General features: G+C 40.8%; 2 protein-coding genes. Both read left to right on the forward strand.

The features are described from left to right. Positions 1-76 precede the first annotated feature (76 nt). On the forward strand, positions 77-1,204 hold the full coding sequence (locus tag OQZ33_RS24075) for a glycoside hydrolase family 88 protein (protein WP_265802116.1): 1,128 nt from the start codon (positions 77-79) through the stop codon (positions 1,202-1,204). A gap of 7 nt (positions 1,205-1,211) precedes the next feature. Then, the coding region (locus OQZ33_RS24080; RefSeq protein WP_265802117.1) for a DUF2264 domain-containing protein at positions 1,212-2,056 on the forward strand (845 nt) is incomplete at its 3' end.

Genomic DNA, 2,056 nt, shown 5'->3' on the forward strand with positions numbered 1-2,056 from the left:
AGATAAAGATGAGACAGAGATCTCAAATTGAGTAATAGAAAAGCTTGATAACCAAATAAAATGATCAACCAAAACAATGAGAAAAAATAAAACCATCAAGCTGATTTTGTTCCAGGTACTTTTTGCATTTTCATTTACCCATGCCCAGGAAAGTGAAGCTGTTCTTGCTCAAATAAATCTGGCAAATCAGTATTGGCAATCCAATAACAAACCGCAGGTAAGAGCATTTTGGGACCACGCGGCCTACCACACGGGCAACATGGAAATTTATCAACTCACCAAAAATGAAACTTACAGGAAGTATTCGGAAGATTGGGCTAACCATAACAATTGGATGGGTGCCAAGTCAACTGATAAATCTCAATGGAAATATACATACGGTGAGAAAGACGATTATGTCCTTTTCGGCGACTGGCAAATCTGTTTTCAAACCTATATCGATTTATACAATATTCAACCTGATGAACATAAAATAGCCCGGGCGAAAGAGGTAATGGGCTATCAAATAAATACGGATAAAAATGATTACTGGTGGTGGGCCGATGGATTGTATATGGTGATGCCGGTAATGACCAAACTCTATAAGCTTACGGGAGATAAGAAATACCTGGAAAAACTCCATGAATATCTCACTTATTCCAACAGTACCATGTACGATAAGCAGGCGAAGCTTTACTATCGTGATGCCAAATATGTATATCCAAAACATAAATCGAGCAATGGCGGTAAGGATTTCTGGGCCCGGGGCGATGGATGGGTTTTCGCTGGATTAGCGAAGGTGCTTAAAGACTTACCTAAAAATGATCCTCACCGGAAGGAATATCTTAACATTTATAAAGGTATGGCCCTCGCTATTCTTAATTCGCAACAAAAGGAGGGCTATTGGACCAGAAGCATGCTTGATCCACAACATGCACCAGGACCAGAAACCAGTGGAACCGCATTTTTTACTTACGGCCTATTGTGGGGCATTAATAACGGCATATTAAAAGAAAAACAATTTCTACCATCCGCTAAGTTAGGATGGAATTATCTCTCTCAAACTGCGCTTCAAAAGGACGGAAGGGTTGGTTTCGTACAGCCAATAGGAGAAAAAGCTATCCCGGGGCAAATTGTTGATGCAAACTCTACTGCAAATTTTGGAGTAGGCGCATTTTTACTTGCTGGCTGTGAATATTATCGTTTTCTAACCAAACACAAATAAATTTTCCATGACTATAAAAAGTAAATACCTGATTTTGCTCGTCCTGAGCATGATGACTTCCATCACTTTTGCGCAAAAGAAAACCAGAATTAAACAAAACCAAGTGCTTAGCGACCGTCAGTTTTGGTTGGCCCAGATGGATAAGATGGTTCGGCCTGTAATCCATAATCTGGCAAAAGACAGTTTACGTATTGCCATGCCGCAGGTAACTTCCATCCATGTCGATAACAAGGCGAATCGGATTAAAGTTCAATATGTTGAGGTTTTAGGTCGCGTATTAAGTGGAATTGCACCCTGGCTACAGCTAGAAGGGGGGAGCAAGCAAGAAGTTGAACTCAGAAATCAATATCGGGAATGGGCATTGCTAGGTGTGAAAAATGCTTTAGACTCTAATGCCAAGGATTTTATGAATTTTGATATTGGCGGGCAACAACTTGTAGATGCTTCGTATTTGGCCATTGCATTTACCCGGGCGCCATGGCTTTGGGAAAATCTAGATAAAAAAAATCAGTCGTTATTGGTTAAATCAATCGCAACAACGCGAAGGTTTAAACCAGTATTTTCTAACTGGCTCCTTTTTTCTGCAATGAACGAAGCTTTTATGGCCAGGTTCGGCTTTGATTGGGATCCGATGCGTGTTGATTATGCACTACAGCAGATGGAACAATGGTACACTGGCGACGGTATGTACACAGACGGATCAAGTTTCGCTTTTGATTATTACAACAGCTATGTCATTCATCCTTATCTGGCAGAGATTGCCGATATCATTGGTAAAAAGACCAACGCTTACAATGCGATGTTCGAGAAAATTCGCAAGCGAAATGAGCGTTACGCCATTATACAGGAGCG

The sequence above is a fragment of the Pedobacter sp. MC2016-05 genome (assembly GCF_026239735.1).
Taxonomy (GTDB): domain Bacteria; phylum Bacteroidota; class Bacteroidia; order Sphingobacteriales; family Sphingobacteriaceae; genus Pedobacter.

What these genes read in the sequence shown, in the direction of transcription:
- OQZ33_RS24075 (WP_265802116.1), top strand. Translation starts at nt 77, where the DNA reads ATGAGAAAAAATAAAACCATCAAGCTGATTTTGTTCCAGGTACTTTTT.